Annotated in this window: 23 protein-coding genes; 14 read left to right on the top strand and 9 right to left on the bottom strand. The window is 60.7% G+C overall.

Features of this window, described 5'->3' with window-relative positions:
• Positions 1-7: 7 nt before the first annotated feature.
• Together ASE80_RS05115 and ASE80_RS05110 are read right to left on the bottom strand one after the other, a co-directional pair.
• On the bottom strand, positions 8-2,245 hold the full coding sequence (locus ASE80_RS05115) for a xanthine dehydrogenase family protein molybdopterin-binding subunit (protein ID WP_056857939.1): 2,238 nt from the start codon (positions 2,243-2,245) through the stop codon (positions 8-10).
• Positions 2,245-2,703, bottom strand: a complete 459-nt coding sequence (locus ASE80_RS05110; protein WP_056857938.1) for a (2Fe-2S)-binding protein — start codon at positions 2,701-2,703, stop codon at positions 2,245-2,247. Before ASE80_RS05110 ends, ASE80_RS05115 begins: the two co-directional genes overlap by 1 nt.
• A gap of 959 nt (positions 2,704-3,662) precedes the next feature.
• Between ASE80_RS05110 and ASE80_RS05105 the strand changes: the two genes are divergently transcribed.
• On the top strand, positions 3,663-4,403 hold the full coding sequence (locus ASE80_RS05105; protein WP_056857937.1) for a hypothetical protein: 741 nt from the start codon (positions 3,663-3,665) through the stop codon (positions 4,401-4,403).
• Positions 4,404-4,520: 117 nt separating this feature from the next.
• Positions 4,521-4,820: a hypothetical protein gene (locus tag ASE80_RS05100; protein WP_056857936.1), complete on the top strand. Its 300-nt coding sequence runs from the start codon at positions 4,521-4,523 to the stop codon at positions 4,818-4,820.
• 240 nt (positions 4,821-5,060) lie between these two features.
• Here ASE80_RS05100 and ASE80_RS31190 read toward each other — a convergent pair whose 3' ends face one another.
• The 3 genes from ASE80_RS31190 to ASE80_RS31095 form a co-directional block, all read right to left on the bottom strand.
• Entirely contained in the window at positions 5,061-5,570 is a 510-nt protein-coding gene (locus ASE80_RS31190; protein ID WP_056857935.1) for a hypothetical protein, read from the bottom strand.
• A 62-nt stretch (positions 5,571-5,632) separates the two neighbouring features.
• Positions 5,633-6,259, bottom strand: a complete 627-nt coding sequence (locus tag ASE80_RS05090) for a helix-turn-helix domain-containing protein (protein WP_056857934.1) — start codon at positions 6,257-6,259, stop codon at positions 5,633-5,635.
• 5 nt (positions 6,260-6,264) lie between these two features.
• Positions 6,265-6,423, bottom strand: a complete 159-nt coding sequence (locus ASE80_RS31095; RefSeq protein ID WP_164488392.1) for a hypothetical protein — start codon at positions 6,421-6,423, stop codon at positions 6,265-6,267.
• A 241-nt stretch (positions 6,424-6,664) separates the two neighbouring features.
• On the opposite strand from ASE80_RS31095, the gene ASE80_RS05085 reads away from it, so the two are divergent.
• The 3 genes from ASE80_RS05085 (at position 6,665) to ASE80_RS05075 (ending at position 10,502) form a co-directional block, all read left to right on the top strand.
• Positions 6,665-8,779, top strand: coding sequence for a TonB-dependent receptor family protein (locus tag ASE80_RS05085; RefSeq protein ID WP_056857933.1), 2,115 nt, complete (start codon positions 6,665-6,667; stop codon positions 8,777-8,779).
• Positions 8,780-9,030: 251 nt separating this feature from the next.
• Entirely contained in the window at positions 9,031-9,573 is a 543-nt protein-coding gene (locus ASE80_RS05080; RefSeq protein ID WP_056857932.1) for a sigma-70 family RNA polymerase sigma factor, read from the top strand.
• Complete coding sequence (locus tag ASE80_RS05075) at positions 9,570-10,502, top strand: FecR family protein (RefSeq protein ID WP_056857931.1); 933 nt, start codon at positions 9,570-9,572, stop codon at positions 10,500-10,502. Before ASE80_RS05080 ends, ASE80_RS05075 begins: the two co-directional genes overlap by 4 nt.
• Before the next feature lies 1 nt (position 10,503).
• Here ASE80_RS05075 and ASE80_RS05070 read toward each other — a convergent pair whose 3' ends face one another.
• Entirely contained in the window at positions 10,504-12,321 is a 1,818-nt protein-coding gene (locus tag ASE80_RS05070; protein WP_056857930.1) for a sigma-54-dependent Fis family transcriptional regulator, read from the bottom strand.
• Positions 12,322-12,610: 289 nt separating this feature from the next.
• Here ASE80_RS05070 and ASE80_RS05065 point away from each other — a divergent pair, with 289 nt between their 5' ends.
• The 6 genes from ASE80_RS05065 to ASE80_RS05040 are packed head-to-tail and all read left to right on the top strand — an operon-like array spanning position 12,611 to position 18,551.
• Positions 12,611-13,705, top strand: coding sequence for an ABC transporter ATP-binding protein (locus ASE80_RS05065; RefSeq protein WP_056857929.1), 1,095 nt, complete (start codon positions 12,611-12,613; stop codon positions 13,703-13,705).
• Entirely contained in the window at positions 13,705-14,802 is a 1,098-nt protein-coding gene (locus tag ASE80_RS05060) for an ABC transporter ATP-binding protein (protein WP_056857928.1), read from the top strand. Before ASE80_RS05065 ends, ASE80_RS05060 begins: the two co-directional genes overlap by 1 nt.
• Complete coding sequence (locus tag ASE80_RS05055; protein ID WP_017137728.1) at positions 14,799-15,665, top strand: carbohydrate ABC transporter permease; 867 nt, start codon at positions 14,799-14,801, stop codon at positions 15,663-15,665. The genes ASE80_RS05060 and ASE80_RS05055 overlap by 4 nt, the downstream gene beginning before the upstream one ends.
• A 10-nt stretch (positions 15,666-15,675) precedes the next feature.
• Positions 15,676-16,476, top strand: a complete 801-nt coding sequence (locus ASE80_RS05050) for a carbohydrate ABC transporter permease (protein WP_003232361.1) — start codon at positions 15,676-15,678, stop codon at positions 16,474-16,476.
• An 11-nt stretch (positions 16,477-16,487) separates the two neighbouring features.
• Positions 16,488-16,760 (top strand): DUF2160 domain-containing protein, encoded by a 273-nt coding sequence (locus ASE80_RS05045; protein WP_026013758.1) that lies wholly within the window; start codon positions 16,488-16,490, stop codon positions 16,758-16,760.
• Between the two features lie 48 nt (positions 16,761-16,808).
• Positions 16,809-18,551 (top strand): ABC transporter substrate-binding protein, encoded by a 1,743-nt coding sequence (locus ASE80_RS05040; protein WP_056857927.1) that lies wholly within the window; start codon positions 16,809-16,811, stop codon positions 18,549-18,551.
• A 31-nt stretch (positions 18,552-18,582) separates the two neighbouring features.
• Here ASE80_RS05040 and ASE80_RS05035 read toward each other — a convergent pair whose 3' ends face one another.
• Together ASE80_RS05035 and ASE80_RS05030 are read right to left on the bottom strand one after the other, a co-directional pair.
• Complete coding sequence (locus ASE80_RS05035; RefSeq protein WP_056857926.1) at positions 18,583-21,813, bottom strand: DEAD/DEAH box helicase; 3,231 nt, start codon at positions 21,811-21,813, stop codon at positions 18,583-18,585.
• A gap of 61 nt (positions 21,814-21,874) precedes the next feature.
• Positions 21,875-22,306, bottom strand: coding sequence for a hypothetical protein (locus ASE80_RS05030; RefSeq protein WP_056857925.1), 432 nt, complete (start codon positions 22,304-22,306; stop codon positions 21,875-21,877).
• A gap of 165 nt (positions 22,307-22,471) precedes the next feature.
• Between ASE80_RS05030 and ASE80_RS05025 the strand changes: the two genes are divergently transcribed.
• Positions 22,472-23,485, top strand: a complete 1,014-nt coding sequence (locus ASE80_RS05025) for an ABC transporter substrate-binding protein (protein WP_056857924.1) — start codon at positions 22,472-22,474, stop codon at positions 23,483-23,485.
• Positions 23,486-24,261: 776 nt separating this feature from the next.
• Here ASE80_RS05025 and ASE80_RS05020 read toward each other — a convergent pair.
• The gene (locus ASE80_RS05020) at positions 24,262-25,050 is read right to left on the bottom strand and encodes an AraC family transcriptional regulator (RefSeq protein WP_056857923.1); all 789 of its coding nucleotides are present in this window, start codon (positions 25,048-25,050) and stop codon (positions 24,262-24,264) included.
• 85 nt (positions 25,051-25,135) lie between these two features.
• On the opposite strand from ASE80_RS05020, the gene ASE80_RS05015 reads away from it, so the two are divergent.
• Together ASE80_RS05015 and ASE80_RS05010 are read left to right on the top strand one after the other, a co-directional pair.
• Positions 25,136-26,134, top strand: coding sequence for a bile acid:sodium symporter family protein (locus tag ASE80_RS05015; protein ID WP_056857922.1), 999 nt, complete (start codon positions 25,136-25,138; stop codon positions 26,132-26,134).
• Between the two features lie 86 nt (positions 26,135-26,220).
• On the top strand, positions 26,221-26,583 hold the full coding sequence (locus tag ASE80_RS05010) for a hypothetical protein (protein ID WP_056857921.1): 363 nt from the start codon (positions 26,221-26,223) through the stop codon (positions 26,581-26,583).
• The last annotated feature ends 53 nt before the right edge of the window (positions 26,584-26,636 follow it).

Below are 26,636 nucleotides of genomic sequence, written 5' to 3'. Positions count from 1 at the left end.
TTGTCGGTCAGGCGAAGGTGTAGCGGCTCAAAGGCAGGCTGCGGATGCGCTGGCCGGTCAAGTGCGCCACCGCATTGGCCACGGCAGGCGCCACTGCGGGTAGCGGCGGCTCGCCGATACCGCCCATCTTTTCGCCGCTCTCGACGATCTTTACGTGCACCTTGGCCATCCGCGAGGGTGGCAGGATCGGGTAAAGGTCGTAGTTGCGCGCCCGTGGTTTACCGTCCACGTACACCGCTTCTTCCACCAACGTTTGTGACAAGCCCAACGCTACGGCGCCATTGACCTGGGCCTCGATGATCGCCGGATTGACGATGCTGCCAGGGTCAATTGCTTCCCAGATGTGATGCACCTTGACCTGGCCGTTTTCGATCGACACTTCGGCAACCACCGCCGCGTGCGAGCCAAAGGGCGAGGCCATGGCCACGCCGCGGGCGCGGCGGCTGCCGTCTTCTGCGGTATACGGGCCACGTTTCCAGCCACCGGACAACTCGCCCACCGCTTGCAGCAAGGTGGTCAGGCGTTTGTTGTCGCGCAGCAGGTGCAGGCGCAACTCATACGGGTCATGGCCGCCTTTGTCGGCCAGTTCATCGAGGAAGGCTTCGTAGAAAAAGTCATTCAGCGAGTTGCCCACCGAACGCCAGTAGCCGAGCATGGTCGGGCCTTTGACGTAGATCTGGGCGATGCGTTTGTTAGGAATCGCATAGGACTTGCCCGACAACCCTTCAAGGGCCGTCGGGTCGATTTTGTCGCCCTGTTTGCCGGCGATGGCCTCGGATGGGCCTTCGGTGGCGCTCACGGCTTCAATGGCCACCGGCAAGCCTTTGTCATCCAGCGCCGCGCGGAACTTGACCACCGCGACCGGGCGCAATACATCGCGCAGGAACTCTTCTTCACGGCTCCAGATCAGCTTGACCGGGCGGCCCACGGCTTTGGCCAGCGCGACGGCCTGCGGGTACGGGTTGGCCGAGTCATACAGGAAATGCCGACCGAAAAAGCCGCCCAGCAACGGCGAATGCAAGGTGATCTTTGACACATCCAGCCCGGTGCGCTTGGCGATGTCGGCGCGGAACATGTCTGGCGCCTGGTTCGGCAGCCAGACTTCCAGCGTGCCGTCCGGGTTATAGCGCGCCAGGGCCGATGGCGGCTCCAGTTGGGCATGGTTGACGTACTGGTTGTGGTAGGTGGCTTCGACCTTGGTCTTGGCGTTTGCCAGTGTGGCGTTGACGTCGCCTTCGTTTTCTTCGTCGCGGGCCGGGCCTTGCTGGGCGGCGAGGAAGTCACGGTATTTGTCGCTGGAAAAGTCTGCCGGCATGGCGCGCACTGTAGAGTCGGCGGCGGCTTCCAGCCATTCGACCTGAATAGCTTCTACTGCACGCTTGGCGTGCCACCAGCGCTCGGCCACCACGGCTACGGCGCCAGGCAGTTGATGCACCGAGTGCACGCCTTTCATGGCTTCGACCTGGGACTGATTGCGCAGGCTGCCCACGGTCATGCCCAGGCGCGGCGCATGCTGGACGGCGGCGTGGAGCATGCCGTCGACCTTGAGGTCGATGCTGTATTGCGCCTTGCCAGTGGATTTGTCGTAGGCATCCAGGCGTTTGACCGGCTTGCCGATCCAGCGGAACTGGCTTGGGTCGCGCAGGGTGATAGTGGATGGGTCAGGCACCGGCATGTCGAGGGCGCGGCTGGCCAGTTCGCCGTAGCCCAGCGAGCGGCCCGAGGCGGCGTGTACTACGCGGCCGGGGGTGGTGGTCAGTTGTGCGACCGGCACGCCCAGTTGCTCGGCACCTGCTTGTAACAGCATGGCGCGGGCGAGGGCGCCCAGGCGGCGCATGGTCGGGTAACTCATGCGCACCGACATGCTGCCGCCGGTGATGCGCATGCCGTTTTCCATCACCACATAGGCATCGCCCGGTGGCGCGGCTTCGACGACAAAGGTGGCAGGGTCGGCGTCCAGTTCTTCACCGACAATTTGCGCCATGGCGGTGTGGGTGCCTTGGCCGCCTTCCATAAACGGGCTGAGCAGGCGCACCGTGCCGTCCGGGCGAATCTCCAGAAACGCCGGCACCTGCGTGCCGCGTTCCGTAGGGTTGGCGGTGGCCGCGAAGGCGCGGCCGCCACCCAGCGGCAGGCCGAAACCAATCACCAGTGCGCCCACGGCGGTGCTGGCCAGAAAACGTCGGCGCGACAGGTTGACCGGGTCGCCCAGGGCTACATCCAGCAGTTCATTGCGCGTGTTCATCAGGCGCGCTCCTTCTGCTTGGCCAAATCCAGCATGGCGGTGTGGATGGCGTTATAGGTGCCGCAGCGGCACAGGTTGACCATCGCTGCATCAATTTGCGCGACCGTCGGCGCGGCGGTGTGCTTGAGCAGCGCCGTGGCCGCCATCACTTGCCCGGACTGGCAATAACCGCATTGCGCCACCTGATGTTCGACCCAGGCGGCGACCACCTGCTTGCCCACCGCATCGTCCTCAATAGCCTCGATGGTCGTGACCTCGCGGCCAACCACGCCCGCCACCGGGGTAACGCAGGAGCGCACCACATTGCCGTCCACCAGCACCGAACACGCACCGCACTGGGCCAGGCCACAGCCGTACTTGGTGCCGGTCATGCCGAGGTCGTCGCGGATCACCCACAGCAGCGGCGTGTCGGCGTCGGCATCGACCTGGTAGGTCTTTTGGTTGATACGTAATTCCATGGCGGGTTTACCTGCTGATCATCGGTTGGTGGTGCTGAGCCCTTTTGAGCTCTTATAAGAATGTTGGACTCGTGGCCCATCGTTGCACTCTAGACCACGGCGCAAAAGCTATCTATCCACCAGTCGATAAGTCGGAGGATCAGGCAAGTATTTCGCAGGAATGCACTACTGGCAGCTTGATCGTTCCTACGCTGCGCGTGGTAACGCATCCTCTGACGCTCTGCGTCACGGCGTCAGAAGCGGGACGCGGAGCGTCCAGGGCGGCATTCCCACGCAGAGCATGGGAACGATCCTGTAGGCACTCCTTTGAGCGTAGGCAACTTCTGATCCGACCCGGCTCGCCGCACTTTTTTTGATTCTCCTGATCTACCCCTGTCACGGTGGGAACGATCCTGTAGGCACTCCTTTGAGCGTAGGCAACTTCTGATCCGACCCGGCTCGCCGCACTTTTTTTGATTCTCCTGATCTACCCCTGTCACGACCCCACTCATTCAGAGTGTGGGCAGTACAATCAGACCCGGTGCCGATGGATCGAACGTCACATACTTGTATCTCCCGCTGGCCGTTGTTGTTTGATCGTTCCCACGCTCCGCGTGGTAACGCATCCTGTGACGCTCCGCGTCACGGCGTCAGAAGCGGGACGCGGAGCGTCCAGGGCGGCATTCCTTTGCGGCGCGTGGGAACGATCCTGATGCACTGCCGGCRGYTTGATCGTTCCYACGCTSMGCGTGGTAACGCATCCTCTGACGCTCTGCGTCACGGCGTCAGAAGCGGGACGCGGAGCGTCCAGGGCGGTATTCCTTTGCGGCGCGTGGGAACGATCCTGTAGGCACTCCTTTGTGTGCGTAGGCAACTTCTGATCCGRCCCGGCTCGCCGCACTTTTTTTGATTCTCCTGATCTACCCCTGTCATGACCCCACTCATTCAGAGTGTGGGCAGCACAATCAGACCCGGTGCCGATGGATCGAACGTCACATACTTGTATCTCCCGCTGGCCGTTGTTTTTGGCGGTTCTTTTGGCACTGTTTGCCAGCGGTTGCAGCCAGCAGCAGGGCCGCGATATCGCCAGCCAGTTCAGCAATGGCAGGCCCGATGAGTTCTTTCAGACCAGCGTCGACCGCATGGCAACCTTGAGCATGCGCGACAACCTGCAAAGCCTGTATCTGTTGATGAGCAAGCTTTACCTGCGCAACCCCAGCCAGTGGCGCCAATCCGGTTACCCGGATGCAGTGAGCGCCGCGCGGGAAATCCGCCAGGCCATCGAGCAGCAAAAACCGCTGCCGGCCCTGGGCGAGCGGCGCGATCTCGCGGCCTTGAGCTACTCGTTAAGCCCCGACTTCAAAGGCGACCGGGTCGGCGCGTTTATCTACGCGATCGGCAGCATGCTGGTGACCGCCCATGGCGGCCGCACCCAGTTTTATATGACCGACTCGATCAACCCGCAGTTTGTCAGCAACGCTGCACGCAATATCGAAAAAGCCACCTGGCTGCTCAGCCAGCGCCAGGACGCCAACGGGGTATTGCTGCTGTTTTCCAACGAGATATCGGAGGAGGGCAGCAACCTCAGCTTTGCCGTCGAGTTCGGCAAAGTGGTTGCGCGCCTGGACCTGCTCGCCCAGATGCTCGATGAACGCTACCGACGTGTGGCGCTCAACTATGCGCAGAGTTTGCTGTTGATGAATTTCTTGCCGGTGCAGTGATGTAGGTACGGTATTTCCCTTTCAAATGTAGGAAAGGGCCTATCTTAAGTCCCCATGCTTGAAACACCCTTCGGTGGGCAATAGCCTCGGGCTTTTCTCAACGGATGAGTGCCTACCTTGGGTAAGCGAAAAACGGTTTGGCCTACGGATCGCGAAGTTCGCCTGCGATTTATTCTCTTTGCGGTAATCGATGTGGCAAGCGCCCAAGGCGTTCCTGCCGAGGTGTTATTGACCGCACATAAACTGCTGCGTGACTCGCCGGCGGAGTCTCAGTTACGCAAAGCCCTGGCCGAGATCCTGGCATGCGATGAAATGGCGGGGTTCAGTTTCCCCAGGGGGTCTGAGGCGGATGACTTCATGCGCACGATCGAACCGCTGACGGACGAGTCCGATTACCGGGTTTTGCCCTCGGGTTAGATCGTTTATTTCCTTAAGTGAGGTCGCAAGGCTTTAATCGCATATCCATGCTGACGTTTATGCGGTGCCAGTAGCAGGTTTAAACGTCTTTGCAGCGATTCGTCTGTTATCACGTAAAGCGTCGCTGTCTTGGTCACCCAAGCAAGCTCCCGAACAGCCGTTTGTGCTGCTCTGCCGTCGTCTTGCGCCGTCGCTCGGTGGCTCTAGAATCGGCGCCAGAACTTAGCCATTTCCTGTCGATTACGGAGTTTCGAACATGATGAACGCAATGCAGATGCCGATGAACACGTCCATGCCAATGATGCCGATGATGGGCATGCCGATGATGATGGCGACCATGAAGTGCGAAATGGCGGGCGATGCCATGATGTGCACCATGAAGCCGGCGGCCGGTATGGACATGGCGCAGTTCAAGACCAACGCCGAGATGATGGCGATGATGATGAACTGCGGCATGCCGATGATGATGCAGTGCGCAAACATGTCGATGCTGTGCATGTCGGCCGATGCCATGAAGATGATGGCTGACATGAACATGCCGATGATGACCATGGGCATGTCGATGCCGATGATCAAGTGCATGATGGAATGCACCCTGATGGGCGACAGCATGATGTGCAAAATGATGCCGATGCCAGGCATGAGCATGGCCATGATGGAAAACTGCTGCATGCTCATGAACAAGCTGATGAACGACTGCGCCATGCCAATGATGATGAGCTGCAACGGCATGCCGATGATGTGCTGCACCTGCTGACCGCTGCTGTGTAAAACAGGTGCAAAAAGCCCCGACTTGTCGGGGCTTTTTGCATTCAGTCCAGGCGTTCCGGGTAGGTGATCACCAAAAATGCCACCGCCTCGCTGTCCGCCGGGTTGCGGTAGCGGTGGGGCTGGTCGGCGTAGAACAGGATCGAGTCGCCGGTGGAGAGCAAATAGCGCTCATCGTTGACGCTGACTTCCAGTACGCCCTGGGCCACCACCAGGTTTTCCTGAATGCCGGGGCCGTGACCGGCTGAAACTTCCTCGCCGAGTGCCCGCAGGCGGATTTCATAAAATTCCGATTGGCGTGCGGTATCAAAGGGAAACAACGCACGGCTGACGAATGCCCCGTCGGCACTCACCAGGCGTTTGCTCTGTTGCGCCGGCAACACCTCGACGCCTTCAAAGGCACGGTCTTCCAGAAAGGCCGCGACCGACACCTTCAAGCCCTTGGCGATTTTGCACAGCACCTTGATCGACGGCACGCTGCGCCCGGACTCGATCTGCGCCAGCATCGCACGGCTCACGCCGCACGCGCGTGCCAGCCCATCCAGCGAAAGGTGGCGTTTACTGCGCAACCGTTGCAGGTTCTGCGCCACGCACAGGCTGGTGTCGTCATCCTCAATCGCGGGTTTTGGCAGTGGTTCGGCTGATTCGGGCAGTACCTGTAAAAAATTCATCGGCGTTACGCCCGGCGCGTATCACTGGCGGTTGCGGTGTGGGCGGTGAACACCGCAAGTCCCGCACGTGCCGCGTACATGGCCCACATCAGCTCGGCCGCTGCACGCGCCTGGCGGCGTTTACGGTGGAGGGTGAAGTCAATAACGCTGGCGGATGTTTGCATGGGGAAATCTCGTGGGCGACTCAATGGCTCCACAGTAATGCGTGCTGGTTATTTCTTTAAATACTGAGTTTGCATGTGTTAATGCGATTTTGGACTTAGAAAATAATCCCGGTCCGAAGCTGTTGTGGGAAGGGTCTGGTCCGTTAATTAAGCGTGACCTGGTGAGCCTGCCTGGCTTCCCATCACTGTTCGCGTGATGGCCAAGGCTTTGTCACGCCCCCGAATGCCAAGGATTTAACCCATGCTGTTGCGCCAACCCCCATTGCTGTTTGCCGCCCTGACCCTCAGTTCACTGGCGCACGCCGACACCCTGCAACTGGCCCCGGTCGAGGTCTCCAGCAGCGAAGCCAGCGCCGCTGAAGTGGCCCAGGCGCAGCTCAAGAGCGTGCCCGGTGGCACCAACTTTATCGATATGAGCAGCGTGCAGCAGGGGCGCGTCAGCACCAACGAAGACGTGTTCAAGTACCAGGCCGGCGTCTACGCCAAGGCGGCGAATAATGAAGGGGTGAAGCTGTCGATCCGCGGTTCGGGCCTGAACCGCAGCCCCGGCTCCCACGCCTCGGGCCTGTATGAAATGCTTGACGGTTTACCGCTCACCGGCCCCGGCGGCACGCCCTATGAACTCAAGGACCCGCTGTGGCAAAGCCGCGTCGAGGTGCTGCGCGGCGCCAACGGTTTTGACCAGGGCGCCCTGGCCCTGGGTGGTTCGGTCAACTATGTCACGCACACCGGCTATGACGCGCCGAAGTTGCAGGTACGCTACGAAGTGGGCAGTCGCGGTTATGCCCAGCGCGAAATCAGCTCCGGCCAGGTGCTGGGCGACGCCGACTACTACATCAGCCTCACCGACTCCGAATCCGACGGCTACCAGCACCAGAGCGCCGGCACCGGCAAGGGCATTGCGGCCAACTTCGGCTACCGCTTCAACCCGGACCTGGAGACGCGCTTCTATTTTCGCTACCGCGAGACCACCAACGACAGCCCCGGCAAGCTGACGCGCTATCAGATCAGCCATGACCCCAGCGCCGCCAACCGCCTCAACGCCGCCCGTGACTCGAAACGCCTGCAGCCGGGCTCGACCTGGATCGCCAACAAGACCACCTTGCAGCTCGATGACACTTCCCGTGTCGAAGTGGGGCTGGCCTACCACGACTACCCGATGGATTTGCGCGAAGGGCTCAACCGCCTGAAAGTCGCCTACACGGATGTCAGCGGCACCCTGAACTACATCCGCCAGGACAGTTGGTTCGGCCACGCCAGTAAAACCACCGTTGGCCTGCGCACCACCCAGGCGATGCCCAACAACGGCGCCTCGGAATATGTGCGCGTGCCGTCGAGCAACCCGGCCACCTATTACGCCCCCGGCACCAAAACCCGCGACTACAGCTACCTGGGTTCCGACACGGTGCTGCATATCGGCAACGAGCTGGAACTGGCGCAAGACCTGTGGCTGACCACCGGCCTGGCGGCGATCTACACGCGCCGCGAAACCCAGGTCAGCTACCCCGAAGGGCAGGCACCGCTCAGTCAGCATGATTGGGACTACGCGCCGCGCATTGGCCTGCGCTATGACTTCACCCCGCAGTTGCAGGTGTACGGCAACCTCAGCCATTCGGTCGAGCCGCCGCACGCGTGGTCGATGATCTGGGGTTCCAACAAGTACTTTTCGGGCGGCCCCGCTAACGGACTGGCGCGCGAAGGCGTGAGCTTGCGCAATCAGACCGCCACCACCCTGGAGATAGGCGGGCGCGGTGAGCAATGGTTCGGCCAGTGGGACCTGGCGCTGTACCGCTCCGAAGTGCGTCACGAACTGCTCACCGTGGAAACCCAGGCGCAGACACAGACCAGCAGCGCCGTCGTCGCCGAAGCCAACGCCAGCCCCACCGTGCACCAGGGCGTGGAGCTGAGCCTGCTCAGCCCGTTGTGGGACGGCGGTCGCAATGGCCAGGTGGCCTTGCGCCAGGCCTACACCTACAGCGATTTCCACTACCGCGACGACGACCGCTTCGGCGCCAACACTTTGCCGGGCATCCCTAAGCATTACTACCAGGCACAAGTGCGCTACAGCCACCCGACCGGTTTCTACACCAGCCTCAACACCGAGCACGCTTCACGGGTGGCGGTGGATTACGCCAACTCTTACTACGCGGCGGCTTACACAACCCTGGGCGCCACTTTCGGCTATGACGCGCCGAAACAGGACTGGCAAGCCTGGGTTGATCTGCGCAACCTCACCAATCGGCGTTATGCCAATACCGTCACGCCGGGGTATGACGACAAGGGGGTGGATGTCGCGCGGTCTACACCGGCCGATGGGCGCGGTATCTATACCGGTGTTTCCTGGAGTTGGCGTTAAGCCAATTTAACTGTCACCGGGGTCTAACTGTGGGAGCGGGCTTGCTCGCGAATGCGGTGTATCAGTCGCCAAATGTATCAACTGACACACCGCATTCGCGAGCAAGCCCGCTCCCACATTGGCCGTGCACAACTTCCACAAACTCGCAGCTGCCACAACACCGCGCCACCCAAGTGGCCCTTGCCCCGCCACAGTTTTACTGGCATTGTTTGCGCAATTGGTAATATTTCCCATTTGAGAAGTTTTTGCGCATGCATGACATTCCGGCCGCGCCGGGCGATTGCGCCCGTCAGCAGACCCTTACGGCGATGTACCGCGAGCACCATGCCTGGTTGCACGGCTGGCTGCGCAAAAAACTTGGCTGTTCCCACTACGCCGCCGACCTGGCCCACGATGCGTTTGTCCGCGTGTTGATGCTGGCCGATCCGCAGGCCATCAAGGAACCTCGCGCCTTTCTCGCCACCACCGCCGGGCGCCTGTTGATCGATGGCGCGCGCCGCCGCCGGATCGAAAAGGCCTACCTGCAAGCCCTGCTGGTGCAGTGTGAAGACGCCGGCATGCCCGACCCGGCCGCCATCCACGTGGCGCTGCAAGCCCTGGAGCGCATCGCCGAGATGCTCGCCGGCCTGCCGGCGAAAACCCGTGAAGCCTTCCTGTTAAGCCGCCTGGACGGGCTCACCTACAGTGAAATCGCCGCACGCCTTGAGGTGTCATCCAGCACGGTCAAAAACTACCTGTCCACCGCGCTGGTGCATTGCTACCACAGCCTGTACGGGGCGGACCCGTTGCCGTGAACTCCGAACACATCATTCAACAAGCGGCGAATTGGCTGACGCGGCTGCACGACGAAGACGTCAGCGATGCCGAGCGTCACGCCTTCAACACCTGGTGCCAGGCCGACCCGCGCCATGCCGTGGCCATCGAGCGTATGCGCTCGCTCTGGGGTGACTTCGATACGTTGCCCGCGCAACCGGCACGCATTGCCCTGAATCGCGCCTTTGCGCCCCAACGTTCGCGCAGGGTGCAGGCCTTGTGTGTGCTTGGCGTAGTGCTGTGCGGCTGGTTCGGTGTGCAGCACATGCCGGTGTGGATGGCCGACCAGCGCACCGGCGTCGGCGAGCGCCGCCAGTTCGCCCTTGAAGACGGCAGCCAGTTGCAGCTCAACAGCAATTCGGCGGTGGACGTGAAATTCGACGGCCACCAGCGCGTGATCGAACTGCTGCAAGGCGAGCTGTGGGTTGACGTGGCCAAGGACGTGCAACGGCCGTTCGTGGTACGCACCGATCAAGGCACGGCCACGGCCTTGGGCACGCGTTATCTGGTCAAGCGCGCGGCGGACGGCAGCACCGTGGTCACGGTGATCGAGTCCACCGTGGCGGTCCAAGGGGACACGGGCGAGGGCGTCAAGGTCACGGCCGGGCAGCGCGCGATTCTTGATCATGGCCACGCGGGGCCTGCACAGGCGAGCGCCAGCGCCGACCCGGATGCCTGGACCCGTGGCCTGCTCAAGGTCAACGACCAACCGCTGAGTGAGGTGCTGCAAACCCTGGCCAGCTACCGCCACGGCTTGGTGCGCTTCGATGCCCAGGCGTTGAAAAACCTGCGGGTGTCCGGGGTGTTCAAACTCGACGACACGGCCGCGGCGCTCTCGGCGCTGGCCGACAACCTGCCGATTCGGGTGGAGTACTTCACCGACCTGATGGTGGTGGTCAAACCGCGCTAGCTCAACCTTCGTGCTGGCGCAGGCGCTTGTACAGGGTGTTGCGGCTCACGCCCAGTTCCCGCGCCAGATGGGAGATGTTGCCGCCCGCCGCTTTCAGGCGCTGGCTCAGGTCGCTGCTGTCCTCCAGGCTTTGCCGGGTGGGCAAAGGCGCCGCCACATTCAAATCGACGAAGAAATCATCCGGCAGATGCTCCGGTCGTACCGGCTGCTCCTCGGCCATTGCCAGCGCCACCTGCAACACGCTGCTGACCTGGCGCAGGTTGCCCGGCCACGGGTGCTGCTCGAACAAGGCCAGCACCTCGGCACTCAGCCCGGCCCATTGGGTCGGCTCACGGTGCTGTTGCCACAACTGCTGGAACAGCGCCTGTTTGTCGGTACGCTCGCGCAAGGGCGGCAGTTCCAGGGTCAGGCCGCCGATGCGGTAGTACAAATCCTCACGAAAGCGCCCGGCCTGCACCCAGTCGCGCAGCGCGCGGTTGGTGGCCGAGATGATGCGCAAGTCCACCGGGAACAGCTCGCTGCTGCCCACCGGCTGCACGCAGCGCTCCTGCAGCACGCGCAACAAGCGGGCCTGGGTCGGCAGGGGCATATCGCCAATTTCATCCAGAAACAGCGTGCCCTTGTCCGCCTTGCGGATCAGGCCGATGCTGCCTTTCTGGTTGGCACCGGTGAAGGCGCCTTTTTCATAGCCAAACAGCTCGGACTCCACCAGTTCGGCGGGGATCGCTGCACAGTTCACCGCAATGAACGCCTGTTTGCTGCGCGAGCTGGCCTGGTGCAGGGCTTTGACGAACACCTCTTTACCAACGCCGGTCTCGCCGTGAATCAATAACGGAATGTCTTTTTCCAGCAATCGCTCGGCCTGGCGCACGGCCTTTTCCACGCGCACATCGCCAAAATGCAGGGTCTGGATGCTCATCGGCGCAGGTTTTGTGGGCTTGGGCTCAGCAAAGACCCGCGCGTGCACCGGCATCTTCTGCGGCCGCTTCAATAAACACTGGAACCGATTGCGGCCGGCCGCCTGCAACGAGAACGGCAAGCCCTCGGGTTGATTCAGCAACTCCAACAACGAGACCTTGAACAAGCTGTCGATCAGCACCCGCGACAGGCTGATGCCCAGCAAGTTATCGGCGCGGCGGTTGGCCGACAGCACCTGGCCACTGTCATCAAAAATGATCAAGCCCGCCCACTGGCTGTCGAGGTTGTTCAGGCCGGTGTTGAAGGTCAGTTGAAAATGCTCGCCGCGAAACAAGTTAAGGATCAGCCGGTTCTCGACGGTCTGGCTCATCATCTTGACCATGCCCAAGGTGTGGGAGGGCGGCAGGTAGCTGTCGCTGGACACATCCAGCACCGCAATGATTTCGCGCTGGGCATCGAAGATCGGCGCCGCGGAACCGGTCATGAACCGGTTGGCCTTGAGGAAGTGTTCATCGTGCTCGATATGCACCGCCTGGGCACAGGCCAGCGCGGTGCCGATGGCATTGGTGCCGCTGGCGCGCTCCATCCAGCTGGCGCCGGCACTGAAACCGCGCGCCAGCTTCGGCTCGATAAAACGCTGGGTGCCCCACGAGGTCAGCACCTGGCCCTGGTTGTCGGCCAGCATGATCAGGCAGTTGGAATTGCTGAGGATGTTTTCGTAGTAGGGCAGTACTTCCTGATGGGTGGTCTGCACCAGCGAATGCTGGCTTTCGAGCAACCGGCTGATGCCTTCGGCTGGCAGTTGATCAAAGCTGGGCGTGCTCTGGTGGTCCAGGCCGAAGGCGCGGCAACGGCGCCAGGATTCCTGGATAAGGGTGTCGTGTGCGAGGGGTTCGGCCATGGGGGCGACCTTCTTTTATTTTTATTGTTATCAAGCCTTACGCCGTCCAACTGTGGGAGCTGGCTTGCCTGCTCCCACATTAAATCTGTGGCGCCCATCGATTGTTGTTCAGAACTGTTCAATGTCAACCCGTCCGCTGTTCAGATGTTCAGCGCTGGTTGTTCATTTTTGTTCATGCCTGAACATCCTGTTCAACCCATTTCCTTACAGATCAACCACCTGCCAGTTCTGGCACGAAACTCGCTGCTACGAAGGGCCAGAATCATTCCAATAATAAAAAGGGCGTGTCATGTCATTGACCCTGGAACATGTCTCCCGCGTTGTCGAAGGCCAAACCTGGATCGACGACGCCAACCTGCGTTTCGAAGCCGGTTCCTTCAACGTCTTGCTCGGCCGCACGCTGGCCGGCAAGACCAGCCTGATGCGCCTGATGGCCGGGCTGGACAAGCCAGACAGCGGCCGCATCCTGATGAACGGCGTCGATGTCACCCACAAGCCGGTGCGTCTGCGCAACGTGTCGATGGTCTACCAGCAGTTCATCAACTACCCGACCATGACCGTGTTCGAAAACATCGCCTCGCCGTTGCGCCAGGCCGGTGTGTCCAACGAACTGATCCACAGCAAAGTGCTGGAAACCGCGCAGATGCTGCGCATCGAGAAGTTCCTGCAGCGCCACCCGCTGGAGCTGTCCGGTGGCCAACAGCAACGCACGGCCATGGCCCGCGCCTTGATCAAAGACGCCGAGCTGATCCTGTTCGATGAGCCGTTGGTGAACCTGGACTACAAACTACGCGAAGAGCTGCGTCAGGAAATGCGCGAACTGTTCAAGGCGCGCCACACCATTGCCATCTACGCCACCACCGAACCCAATGAAGCCCTGGCCCTCGGTGGCACCACCACCATCCTGCACGAAGGCCGGGTGATCCAGAGCGGCAAGGCTGCCGAGGTGTATCACCAGCCCCAGACGGTACTGGCCGCCGAGCTGTTCTCCGAACCGCCGATCAACCTGATGCCGGGACGTATCAGTGGCAACGAAGTCAGTTTTGCCAATGTCGTGCACTTCCCGTTGAACGTGGATCTGCGTCCCATCGGCGAAGGCGAGTTCCGGTTTGGCGTGCGCCCCAGCCATATCAGCCTGGTGCCGAGCAACGACGATGACCTGGAACTGGCGGTGACCGTGGAAGTGGCCGAGATCAGCGGCTCGGAAACTTTCCTGCATGTGCGCAGCGAGCACTTTTTGTTGGTGCTGCACTTACTGGGCGTCCATGAGTACGACGTCGACGCGCCGATCCGCGTGTATATCCCCACCCATAAACTCTTTGTGTTCGATGGCCAGGGCCGTTTGGTCCAGGCCCCCGGGCGCCGCGTCGCGAGGGTTGCCTGATGGCCGAGATCCATTTGCAGAACCTCGCGCACAGCTACAGCCCTACGCCCAATGGCCCCGAGGACTACGCCATTCGGGCCATGAACCATGTGTGGGAGCAGGGCGGAGCCTACGCCTTGCTCGGGCCGTCGGGCTGCGGCAAGTCGACATTGCTCAACATCATCTCCGGCTTGCTCAGCCCGTCCGAAGGCCAGGTGTTGTTTGATGCCAAAGTGGTCAACGATCTTACCCCGGAGAAACGCAATATTGCCCAGGTGTTCCAGTTTCCGGTGGTGTACGACACCATGACGGTGTTCGACAACCTGGCGTTTCCCCTGCGAAACCAGGGCATGGCTGAAGCGAAAATTCACAGCAAGGTGCAGGAAATTGCCGAAGTCCTCGACCTGCAAGCCCTGCTGAGCAAAAAAGCCCGCAACCTCACCGCCGATGAAAAGCAAAAAGTTTCCATGGGCCGTGGCCTGGTGCGTGATGACGTGTCGGCGATCCTGTTCGACGAACCGCTGACGGTGATCGACCCGCACCTCAAATGGAAACTGCGCCGCAAGCTCAAGCAGATTCATGAGCAATTCAATATCACCATGGTCTACGTCACCCACGACCAGCTTGAGGCGTCGACCTTCGCTGACAAAATCGCGGTGATGTATGGCGGGCAGATCGTGCAGTTCGGCACGCCGCGTGAGCTGTTTGAGCGGCCCAGCCACACCTTTGTCGGCTATTTCATCGGCAGCCCCGGGATGAACCTGATCGAGGTGCAGGCCGAAGCCGGCGGCGTGCGCTTTGCCAGCACCTTGCTGCCGTTATCCGAGGCCTTGCAACAGCGCCTGCGCGAGACGGGCTACAAAAAACTGCAGGTGGGTATCCGCCCGGAATTTATCCATGTGTGGGACGAGTACAACCCTGACGCGCTGCAGGCCGATGTCGTGCATGTGGAAGACCTCGGCACCTACAAGATCATGACCCTCAACCTCGACGGCGCGCCGTTGAAAGTGCGCCTGGCCGAAGACAAACCGGTGCCCGAAGGCCAAGCCTCCATCAGTTTTCCGGCGCAATGGTTGATGGTGTACGCCGATGATTACCTGCTGGAGGTGCAGCCATGAACAAGGTGCAGAACAACAAGGCCTGGTGGCTGGTGTTGCCGGTGTTCCTGCTGGTGGCGTTCAGCGCGGTGATCCCGATGATGACCGTGGTCAACTATTCGGTGCAGGACATTTTCGACCAGTCCAGCCGCTACTTTGTCGGTGCCGACTGGTACAAACAGGTGCTGCTCGACCCACGCCTGCATGACTCCTTGCTGCGCCAGTTCATCTACTCGGCCTGCGTGCTGCTGATCGAAATCCCGCTGGGCATCGCCATCGCCCTGACCATGCCGACCAAGGGTCGCTGGTCGTCATTGGTGTTGATCATCCTGGCGATTCCGCTGCTGATCCCGTGGAACGTGGTCGGCACCATCTGGCAGATTTTTGGCCGCGCCGACATTGGCCTGTTGGGTTCGACGCTCAACGCCATGGGCATCAACTACAACTACGCGGCCAACACCATGGACGCCTGGGTGACGGTGCTGGTGATGGACGTGTGGCACTGGACCTCACTGGTGGCGTTGCTGTGTTACTCGGGGCTGCGTGCGATTCCGGACGTGTACTACCAGGCCGCGCGGATTGATCGCGCATCCGCTTGGGCGGTGTTCCGACATATCCAGTTGCCAAAGATGAAAAGCGTGCTGCTGATCGCGGTGATGCTGCGCTTTATGGACAGCTTCATGATCTACACCGAGCCCTTCGTGCTGACGGGCGGCGGGCCGGGTAACGCCACCACCTTCCTCAGTCAGACCTTGACCCAAATGGCCGTAGGCCAATTCGACCTGGGCCCGGCGGCAGCGTTTTCCCTGGTGTATTTCCTGATCATCCTGTTGGTGTCCTGGCTGTTCTACACCGCCATGACCCACTCCGACGCCAACCGCTGAGGCCGCCAACATGAGCAAGCGCAAGCTTATCCCGCTGCTGATCTACATCCTGTTTCTGCTGGTGCCGATCTACTGGCTGCTGAACATGTCCTTCAAGAGCAACACCGAAATCCTCGGCGGGCTGACCCTGTTTCCGCAGGACTTTACCCTGGCCAACTACAAGGTGATCTTCACCGACCCGAGCTGGTACACCGGCTACCTCAACTCGCTGTACTACGTGAGCCTGAACACGGTGATCTCCCTGAGCGTGGCGCTGCCGGCCGCCTATGCGTTTTCGCGTTATCGCTTCCTGGGCGACAAGCACCTGTTCTTCTGGCTGCTGACCAACCGCATGGCGCCGCCGGCGGTGTTTTTGCTGCCGTTTTTCCAGCTGTATTCGTCCATTGGGCTGTTCGATACGCACATCGCCGTGGCGCTCGCGCATTGCCTGTTCAACGTGCCGTTGGCGGTGTGGATCCTGGAAGGCTTCATGTCCGGTGTGCCCAAGGAAATTGACGAAACCGCCTACATCGACGGCTACAGTTTTCCCAAGTTTTTCGTGAAGATTTTTATCCCGTTGATTGGCTCCGGTATCGGCGTGACGGCATTTTTCTGCTTCATGTTTTCCTGGGTCGAACTGCTGCTGGCGCGCACCTTGACCTCGGTTAACGCCAAGCCCATCGCGGCGGTGATGACGCGTACGGTCTCGGCCTCCGGCATTGATTGGGGCGTGCTGGCAGCGGCGGGGGTGTTGACCATCCTGCCGGGCATGCTGGTGATCTGGTTTGTTCGCAACCACGTGGCCAAGGGCTTTGCCCTGGGCCGGGTCTAGAGGGTTCGATGATGGAATGGATGGCCTGGACCACCCCGACCGCACTGTTCTTTGTGACGATTGGCCTGCTGCTGGCAGGCATGACCACCTGGGAACTGCGTTCGCCGAGTATTCCTCGGCGCGGTTTGTTGCCGATCAGCACCACCCGTGGTGATCGTTTGTTTATCGGTCTTCTCGGCAGCGCCTACCTGCATTTGCTGGTGATCGGCGTTACCGACTGGAGCATCTGGGTGGCGTCTGCGCTATCCCTGGTATGGCTGTTGAGTGTGATGCGTTGGGGCTAGTGCCCTTATGAACTAGTGCCCTTATGAATAAACCACCAGGAGGTCTCTATGTTGAATAAAAACAATAAGCTGCGACATAGCATTTCATTGGCCGCCGTACTGGCCTTGAGCGGTTTGAGCGCCACGGCCTGGGCCGATGCGTACGAAGATGCCGCGAAAAAATGGATCGGCAGCGAGTTCAAACCGTCCACCCTTACCGAAGCCCAGCAGCTCGAAGAGTTGAAGTGGTTTATCAAGGCGTCGGAACCGTTCCGTGGGATGAAGATCAACGTGGTGTCGGAAACCCTCACCACCCACGAGTACGAATCCAAGGTGCTGGCCAAGGCCTTCAGCGAAATCACCGGCATCAAGCTGACCCACGACCTGCTGCAGGAAGGCGACGTGGTGGAGAAGCTGCAAACCCAGATGCAGTCCGACAAGAATATCTATGACGGCTGGGTGAACGATTCCGACTTGATCGGTACGCACTTTCGCTATGGCAAGACCGAATCCATCACCGACCTGATGGCCAACGAAGGCAAGGACTTCACCTCGCCGACCCTGGATATCAAGGATTTTATCGGCATCTCGTTCACCACTGCGCCGGACGGCAAGATCTACCAGCTGCCCGACCAGCAGTTCGCCAACCTCTACTGGTTCCGCGCCGACTGGTTCGAGCGTGCGGACCTCAAAGCCAAGTTCAAGGAAAAATACGGCTACGAGCTGGGTGTGCCGGTGAACTGGTCGGCCTATGAAGACATTGCCAAATTCTTCAGCGAAGACGTCAAGGAAATCGACGGCAAACGCATCTATGGGCACATGGACTACGGCAAAAAAGACCCGTCCCTGGGCTGGCGCTTCACCGATGCCTGGTTCTCCATGGCCGGCGGCGGCGACAAGGGCCTGCCCAACGGCTTGCCGGTGGACGAGTGGGGCATTCGCGTGGAGGACTGCCACCCGGTGGGTTCCAGCGTGACCCGTGGCGGCGACACCAATGGCCCGGCCGCCGTGTTTGCCACGCAAAAGTACGTGGACTGGATGAAAGCCTACGCGCCTCCGGAAGCGGCGGGCATGACCTTCTCCGAATCCGGCCCGGTACCGTCCCAGGGCAATATCGCTCAGCAGATATTCTGGTACACCGCGTTTACGGCCGACATGACCAAGCCGGGCCTACCGGTGGTGAATGCCGATGGCACGCCGAAATGGCGCATGGCGCCGTCGCCGGTCGGGCCGTATTGGGAAAAGGGCATGAAAAAGGGCTATCAGGACGTGGGTTCCTGGACCTTCCTCAAGTCCACGCCCGAGAAGCAAAAGCTTGCGGCCTGGCTGTACGCGCAGTTCGTGACCTCAAAAACCGTGTCACTGAAGAAAACCATTGTTGGCCTGACGCCGATTCGTGAGTCTGATATCAACTCCCAGGCCATGACCGACATGGCGCCGAAACTCGGCGGCCTGGTGGAGTTCTACCGCAGCCCGGCGCGGGTGGAATGGACCCCGACCGGTACCAACGTGCCCGACTACCCGCGCCTGGCGCAGCTGTGGTGGAGCAACATCGCCGCAGCGGCCAGCGGCGAGAAAACCCCGCAACAGGCGCTCGACAACCTGGCCAAGGAACAGGACGCGATCATGACGCGCCTGGAACGCTCCAAGGTGCAGCCGGTGTGCGGCCCGAAAATGAACCCGGAGCGGGATGCGCAATACTGGTTTGACCAGCCGGGTGCGCCGAAGCCCAAGCTGGCAAATGAGAAGCCTAAAGGCGAGACCGTGGCCTACAGCGATCTGCTCAAGTCGTGGGAGGCGGCGCGTAAGTAATAGCGCTGAGCAGGGAGGGGCAAAACGGCACTCAGGTGCCGTTTTGTTTTTCAGTAGATGCGAGCAGTTGCTGCGGCAGCAAAGACATCACGTCGCAGAACAATGAGCGCTGGTGCCAGTCGCGGCGATCGCCGATGACGTAAAAACGTCGCTTGGCTCGTGTGGCGGCGACGTTCAGCAGGTTTGGTTCGCTGACCACCCAGTCACGTGCCCCCGGGTTTTCAGTGCTGCCGCCCAGCACCATGATCACCACAGGCGCCTCTTTGCCTTGCATCGTGTGGATGGTGCCGTAGACCATCTTGCGCGGTAGCAGGTCTTTAAGGTGGTCGCGTACTGCCTGGAAGGGCGTGATAACCGCAATGTCGGCGATGCCCACGCCATCGTTACGCAGTATTGCCAGCAAACGCTTGAGCGCTTCGCCTTCGGCCGCCACCCAGTTGCCGGAGGAGGGGCCGCTGGCCTGGATCCAGCCCGAAGCCAGGCGGGCGGGTGTCTCCTTGTCTGGACGTGGGGTGAGGGTGCCGAAGACCATGACGCCGTCGTAAGCGATACGGTTCGCCAACGCGTACATCGGCCGGTCGCAGCGGCGGTGTACCACCAGAGGTAAACCGACCCAGCGCTTGTCATCCGCCGGGCCCATCATCCGGCCCCAGTGGGTGGCTTGGTCGGCCAGGGTTTGCGCGGATTGACGGGTCGGTACCCAGTGTTCGTCCACCCCATAACGAGTGCGCATATGTTCCAGCACTGCGTCCGATACCGTGACGATGGGTTTGAGTTGCAGCGGATCACCCACCAGCACCGCACGTCGCGCCCGCCACAATGCGCCGACGGCCGCCTGCGGCGTTGCCTGGCCGGCTTCATCCACCAACAGCCAGCCGATTTCGCCGACGCCCAGCGACCCGAATGAACGTGCAAATGAAGCGAAAGTGCTGCTCAAGACCGGAACGAGCATGAACAATGACGCCCAACTCGAGCGGATGGCCTCGCGAGAAACCCCCTGGAAACGCCCACCTTGTAGCACACTGTTGATGAAAAACAGGTTGGCACGAATGCGCTTGGCTTCCAGTTCGAAAAAGCACCGATGCAACTTGAGCGCCTCGATGAACACGCGTGCGCGGGCTTGTCGCCAACCTTTTATCGTCCAGGGCTCAACCAGCTCGATGGCTTCACCACGGCCGATAATGCCGTGGCGTAGCCATGCCAGCAGGTGATCTGCCTTGCACGCTTGCGCCAAGGCAGTGATTTGCGCGATGTGCTGGCTCTGGCGCTCGCGTAGGCCTTGCAGGATCTGTTGCTGTTCGGTGCTCAGGTCGTCGAGCACCTTGCGCTCATCGGCTAGGCGCGCTGCCGTGCGCCGAACCCGTTCGAAACCCTCCTCGGCCGCCCCACGCCTGGCATCGATGAGTCGGTTTAGCGTTTTCCAGCGACGCTGCGCGCCCCACAGACTGAACAGGTTGGTGAAGAAGCCGGGCTCGTTCGCCAAGTGGTCTTGCAGCTCGTTGAGACAGTGTTGCAGCGCGTCGTGTGCGGGTTTGAATTCACGCTCGTCGAGTTGTGCGATTCGAGCATCCGCCTCTCTGACCTTCTGGCTCAACTGCTTGAGCGTATCGATTTGTTCCGCGATCTGCTGGCGCATTGTATTCAAGGCTTGAAGCTGGTCGTTGATGTGCTGGGTGTCAGCACTCAAGTGCTCGGCATGCGCCTTGGCTGCCTGATAGGCTGCGACGGCCTGTTGCCACGTGCTCTGGCGTTGTGCGGTGGTGCGGGTAACATCGGCCTGGATTCCCAGCCATTCCAAGAAGCCGCGCGGACCTTGCTCTTTGGTCTCGTCAGACACCTCGTCTTCCGCTTCTTCGTCATCGTCGAGCTCTTCGGCGTCCAGTGCCGACATCCAATCGTTCTCATCGTCTTCGAGGCTGCCGGCCTTGGGCTTACGCGGCTGCTCGCCGTAGAAGTAACGGCTGATAAACGTTCTGCGCCGGGCCTTACTGCCCAAGGCTGCCGAGATCAGCCCCCAAGCGGGTTTGCCACTGACCAATTGACCAAGCTCGCTAAAGTAGTCCGCATCCGGCAACCAGCTTGGGTCGATCTTGTCGAGCTGCGGCAGCTCCAGGGTGACGTTTTCAACGGCGCCATTGTTGGATGACGCGATCACCATTTCAAAGCCGAACAAGGCCGGGTTGAGCGTGTGGATGTTCTGGAAGCCGTTGCCGTCGACCACACGCTCCGGTGTGCCCTCCACAAATGCCTGGGAAGCACGAGGCAGGCAGGCCAAGGCGTCGGCGCGCTGGGTCACAACGGCAGCCAGCAGGTCGCGCAGCAGTGTTGTCTTGCCGGTGCCTGGCGGCCCGTTGATGCCGAGCATACCTTCGCTGTCGCTCAACGTGTGCACGAGGGTGTTCACCGCCAGTTGCTGTGAATGCACCAGGCCAAGGTGATGTTCGGACGGCCAGCAGCCCGAGGGGTAATACTTGGGCGCCAATCGTTCGATGAGGGGCAAGGAGGCGTCATCATCGTCGACATGCAGGCGTTTGTGCTCGACATGGCGCGCCAGATACTGTGCCAGCGGCTTGCTCGCGATACCTCGATGCAGGTTGTCAGCTACATCGGCCAGGTCGGCCAGCAGGAAGCTGTTCAGCGGGTCGTCTTCCTGTTCGGGGTTCTTTTCCTTGATCGGCGTGGAACGCCAGCGATGGCTGAACAGCGTCGGTTCGCAAAAAAAATCATCCAGGCCAAGGAAGGCGCGAATCTTGCTCGTCAGCGTTACCATGACAGCCGCGTCAACCTTGCCGCCCATCAAGGACTTGATGTCCTCGCGCAGGGATTTCTGATCGTCGTCGAAGCCCCGAGTCCAGTCCCTGCCAGCCAAAGCATTGCCCAGGAACCAGGCTTCGCTGGAGAGCACCAGGCTGTCTTGTACCATTAGCCCCTGGGCGGTGAACTTCAGGGCGAAGAGTGCGGACTCGCGGCTTTTTGTCGATTCCTTGTACCCAAGGTCAGCGCCGTAGAGGTGCTTGAGTGCCTCGGCTACCGTCCGGCTGTCATACATATGTGCGAACAGCGTATGGCTCCAGACCCGGCCTTTGGGCTTCTGTTGCCGGTTCACTGGACTGTCTTCAGACCACGGCATCGTCGGTTGGGCAGCATTGCAGTCGTACAGGAACGAGGAAGACAGGCTGTCGCGCTTTTCGATTTTCGGCGCCGATTGAGGTTGTAGCAACTCGACGGCATGCCAGTAGCGGGTGATGCGTTCTTGATTCATCAATCTCAATCCTTTGTGTGTGACGCCGGATCATCCCTGTTCGGCGCGGATACCTATACGTTCAAGCAGCTGCCTGTGGCAACAGACGCAAACTACCCTCTACCTCTATGACCAGGCCGCTGGACAGCAACAGCGGTAATAGACGTTTGTGCAGTTGCGGTTCAACAAAGTCCTTCACGGTATCCAGTGCCAGGTCGCCTGCAGCGTTCAGCTCGGCCTTGTTGTAGGACAACCACGCCTTCTTCAACACCATCAACACATCACTGCCTGCCGTTGAGGCGAAGCGGCGGTGCGTGGGTTTACCGTCGAAGTTGAAGGTGTGCTGGAACGCGTAGCCGGTTTCGTCACCGTTGGCGGCGGTGCAGCGCACGCAGGTGCACGGGCCATCGCCGAACGCGCTGCGCAGGTAAGCGTTGAAGTCCACCACGGGCTTGAGTGACAGGCGCTTATCGACCTCGAACAGATCCCCAGTCATTTTATCGTCAGTGTTCAACGTCCATTTCCTCGCAGGTTGGCAGGTGTATTTCAAAGCGCGGCACAATAACAGCCACACGGCATTTTGGGGATGATTAGCATAACAATAGATCCCGATATTCTTTTCCAGTCTTAAAATTCGTCGCTAGGCTCTATCACCTTCTCGAAAACGCGGCAGATTCCCATGACTTTCAAGCGTTCCTCCCTGACCCTGTTGGCCGCGTCCCTGGCGGCCGCGAGCGCCTTGCTCAGCCCCGGCGCCCAGGCCGAGGGCAAGATCAGCATTGCCCAGCAATTCGGTATCGGCTACCTGATCCTCGACGTGGTGCGCGACCAGCACCTGATCGAAAAACATGGCAAGGAGCAGGGCCTGGACATCAAGGTGGAATGGAACAGCATTTCCGGCGCCACCGCCATGAATGAATCGCTGCTGGCCGGCGCCCTGGATGTGGTCTCGGCGGGTGTGCCGCCGATGCTCACCCTGTGGGACCGCACCAAGGGCAAGCAGAACGTCAAGGCCATCGCTTCCCTGGGGTCGATGCCCAATTACCTGCTGACCAATAACCCCAACGTGAAGACCTTGCAGGACTTCACCGAAAAAGACCGCATCGCTGTGCCGGCCGCCGGCGTGGGTTTCCAGTCGCGGACCTTGCAGATCGAGACCGCCAAGCTGTTCGGCGATGCCAATTTCAAGAAGTTCGACGACATCTCCATCAGCCTGGCCCATCCGGATGCCACGGCGGCGTTGATTGCCGGTGGTTCGGAGATCAACTCACACTTCTCCAGCCCGCCGTTTCAGTACCAGGAGTTGTTGAACCCCAACGTGCATAAGGTGCTCAGTTCCTACGACATTCTTGGCGGGCAGGCTTCGTTTAACGTGCTCTATACCACGCAGAAATTTCACGATGAGAACCCGAAGACCTACAAGGCGTTTTATGACGCGCTGGCGGAGGCTGAGCGGATTATCAAGGCTGACAAGCCTGCGGCTGCCAAGACGTATATTCGCGTAGAGGAATCCAAGCTGCCTTTGGACCTGGTGGAGAAAATCGTTCAGGACCCGGAAATCGACTTCACCATCGTGCCGCAGCGTACGTTTATCTATGCGCAGAAGTTGCAGGAATTGGGCGTGTTGAAGAACAAGGCGGGGAGCTGGAAGGATTACTTCTTTGAGGAAGCCCATGGGGGTGATGGCAGCTGATTTGCGTGCTGTGGGAGGTGGTTTGTCGGTGTATATATCCGTTGCTGCGGTGATGGCGGCTTAGGGTTCCGCCCTGACGGCGGGTCACTTTTGGCAAACGCCCGGAATGCCGGCCCAGCCAAAAGTAACCAAAAGGTCTTCGCCCCACCACTCGGTGCCAGATCAAAAGCGAAAAGCGGATTTGCATACACCTGGGATCTGCTTTTCTGTGGGAGCTGGCTTGCCTGCGATGCAGACACCTCGGTACATCAGGCACACCGAGTTGATGCCATCGCAGGCAAGCCAGCTCCCACCTTTGACCGAGTATGGCTCTGCTGTTGCTGTTGCTGTTGCTGTTGCTGTTGCTGTTGCTGTTGCTGTTGCTCCGGCCCTTACATCCTTTTCGATGACGAAGTCAGCGGTCTTTTGATCTGCGCTTGTGATCGTGATCTTGATCTGAAATCGCCCCGTCAAACACGATGGCCGGAATTCGACAGTGATTTGGGGGGTAAACCGGCAGGGATGCCGGTTTAGCCGCCCCGCGCCATGGATGGCGCGTGGCGGCGGCCCCCCAAATCACTGGCGGATTGCGGGCATGCCGAGCCACAGCGAGGCACCGAGTGTTGGGGCGAAGACCTTTTGCTTACTTTTGGGTCTTTCCAAAAGTGAGCCGCCGTCAGGGCGGAACCCTAAGCCGCCATCATCCACATAACGGATATGTACTCCGACCAAGCACCCCCGCCAAACCGCCATCACAGGCAACCCAACCCCCACAGTTGATCGCTGTCATCTGAGCGTCAGCGGAAAAACTCGCCCGGCGTAGCCTCAAACTGCTGCCGAAACGCATTGATAAACGCCGACGTCGACTCATACCCACACCCCAGCGCCACATCCGTCACCCGTTCGCCTTGCTCCAGCGCGGGCAGGGCGCTGAGCAAGCGCAGGCGCTGACGCCAGGCGCGAAAGGTCAGCCCGGTATCCCTCAAAAACAACCGGCTCAGGGTCTTTTCACTGACCCCAAGCTTCTGGCTCCAGTCACCCAGGGTGGTCTGCTGCTCCGGGCGCAGGTTCAGGCTGCGGTAAATCTGCCGCAGCCGTGGGTCATGGGGCAACGGCAGCATCAAGTCTACCTGAGGCGCGGCCGCAAGCTGGTCGAGCACCACTTGGGCCAGCCGCCCGTCCGGCCCGTCTACGGCATATTCCACCGGCAACTCGCTGAAACTGCGGATCAACTCGCGCAACAAACTGCTCACCTCCAGCACCTGGCAATGCTCGGCCGCCCAGGCGGTGACGCTGCAATCGAGGTACAGGCTGCGCATTTCCGTGTGCGGTGAACTGAACACCCGGTGTGGCACGCCCGCCGGAATCCACACGGCACGCTGGGGTGGGGCGACGAAACGGCCGACACTGGTCTGGATCTCCAGCACACCCGAAATCGCATACGACAACTGCACCCACGGGTGGCTGTGCCGGCGGGTCAGCGCGCGGTTGGGCAGCGATTCGGTGCGCCCATACACCGGGCGCGGCAGGCTGGAAAGCCCGGGCACACTGCGTCGAACCGTCTTGTCATGTCCTTTAGGCGGCATTTACTGGCTCATTGGCGTTAGTCGGTAACAAGCCGTTACGTTAGAGTCGCAGCGATGCTCTTGGCAACCCCTGGAAGATTTGCTTATGACCCGCCCGCGTTTTCTACCTGACAACTTCACCCTGACTCTGATCGCCACGGTGATCCTCGCCTCACTGCTGCCCGCCAGCGGCCAGACCGCCGTGGCCTTCGGCTGGGTGACGAACCTGGCCATTGCGCTGCTGTTTTTCCTGCACGGCGCCAAGCTGTCACGCCAGGCCATCGTTGCCGGTGCCGGGCACTGGCGCCTGCATTTGCTGGTGTTCAGCCTGACCTTTGTGCTGTTCCCGTTGCTGGGCCTGGCGCTCAAGCCGCTGCTGTCGCCGCTGATCGGCAACGACCTGTACATGGGCATGCTGTATCTGTGCGCGCTGCCGGCCACGGTGCAATCGGCGATTGCCTTCACCTCGCTGGCGCGCGGCAACATCCCGGCAGCCATCTGCAGCGCGGCGGCTTCCAGCCTGTTCGGCATCTTCCTGACGCCGTTGCTGGTGACCTTGCTGCTTAACGTGCACGGCGATGGCGGCTCCACGGTCGACGCCATCCTGAAAATCAGCGTGCAACTGTTGCTGCCTTTTGTGGCGGGCCAAATCGCCCGGCGCTGGATTGGCGAGTGGGTGGGCCGTAACAAGTCCTGGCTGAAGTTCGTCGACCAGGGCTCGATTCTGCTGGTGGTCTATGGCGCCTTCAGCGAAGCGGTCAACGAAGGCATCTGGCACCAGATCCCGCTGTGGGAGCTGGGCGGTCTGGTCGTCGCCTGCTGCGTGTTGCTGGCTTTGGTGCTGGTGGCGTCCACCGTGCTGGGCAAGGCGTTCGGCTTTAGCCAGGAAGACCGCATCACCATCCTGTTCTGCGGCTCGAAGAAAAGCCTGGCCACCGGCGTGCCGATGGCCCAGGTGCTGTTCGCCGGGGCGACCATGGGCGTGCTGATCTTGCCGTTGATGCTGTTTCACCAGATCCAGTTGATGGTCTGCGCGGCGTTGGCGCAGCGCTACGCCAGGCGCCCGGAAAGCATCCCCGAGATGATGGGCCAGGTCGATCCGTGATCCAGCGCACACCTTGGCGCGATTGACCTCAAGTTAACGCCCGAGCGGACGACTTCCTTATTGAGAGCCCAATAAGGAGTGTCGGCATGAACGTTAAAGGTATTTCGCTGTTTACCGGCCTGTTTTGCCTATGGGCGGGCGCCTGTGGTGCCGCGCAGACCATCGGGCAGGGCACCATTCAGTTTCGCGGCGCCATCGTCGAACCTGGCTGTGCGACAAATGCGCGCAGTGGCGCGGTGATGGAGTTAACCGGGTGCGCCAGTTCCAATCGCGGCAGCCGCTTCGAGGTGCGCAATATGGCGCCAGTGGCCAGCGTCAACGCCGCCCATGTAAAGCTGGTGGCAGACAGCGGCGACGGGCGTTATTACAACCAGCGTTACCTGCTGGTGGACGCCTTTGGGAAGCCGATCCAGTCGGGCAACTACGTGATTACCATGACCTCGCCCTAAGCCGTCGGGCGACGATCCGCGTCAACAGCGGGCCAAGAAACCTATAGAATGCT

The organism is Pseudomonas sp. Leaf15 (assembly GCF_001421425.1).
Classification (GTDB): domain Bacteria; phylum Pseudomonadota; class Gammaproteobacteria; order Pseudomonadales; family Pseudomonadaceae; genus Aquipseudomonas; species Aquipseudomonas salomonii.
The sequence above is the reverse complement of the archived record's forward strand: the minus strand, read 5'-3'. Positions and strand labels throughout refer to the sequence as shown.